Source organism: Mycobacterium sp. ABE4_509 (assembly GCF_056160785.1).
The window spans coordinates 1-744 of sequence record NZ_JBSWXU010000325.1; the positions used below are offsets into that span (position 1 = coordinate 1).

1 protein-coding gene is annotated in these 744 nt (G+C 62.8%); it reads left to right on the forward strand.

The window, feature by feature from the left end; all coding sequences use genetic code 11:
* Positions 1 to 744, forward strand: a 744-nt coding sequence (locus ACXAID_RS28290; RefSeq protein WP_475025460.1) for a cadherin-like domain-containing protein, incomplete at both ends; no start/stop codon positions are given.

The window sequence follows — 744 nt, forward strand, 5'->3', positions numbered from 1 at the left end:
CCTACACCGTCACCGACCCCGACGGTGTCATCGCCACCGCGACTGTGAGCCTCACCGTGACCCCGGTCAACGATGCCCCGACTGCTGTCGACGACGTCTACACCATGGACGAAGACACCGTGTTGAACGTCGGCACCGCGGCCGGGGTGTTAGCCAATGACACCGATGTCGACGGTGACGGCCTGACCGTCGAGCTGCTCAGTCCGGCTGGCAACGGCACCGTGGTCCTGGTCAATGATGGTTCGTTCACCTACACCCCCGACGGTGACTTCGCCGGCGAGGACAGTTTCGACTACGTGGTCTCCGATGCCGACGGTGTCATCGCCACCGCGACTGTGACCGTGAACGTGACCCCGGTCAACGATGCCCCGACTGCTGTCGATGACACCGCTGTCACCGCTGAGGACACTCCGGTCACCATCGATGTGTTGGCCAATGACACCGATGTCGACGGTGACGAGCTGACTGTCACATTGGAAACCGACCCGGTCAACGGCACCGTCGCTCTGCTCGACGATGGTTCGTTCACCTACACCCCCGACGGTGACTTCACCGGTACCGACAGCTTCGCCTACACCGTCACCGACCCCAGCAGCGCCATCGCCACAGCCACCGTGACCGTCACCGTGACCCCGGTCAACGATGATCCCGGGGCCAATGGCGATTCGTTCGTGACGGTGGAGGGTCAGCCGGTGTCTATCAAGGTTCTGGCCAATGACGTTGATCCTGATGGCGACAGCCTTG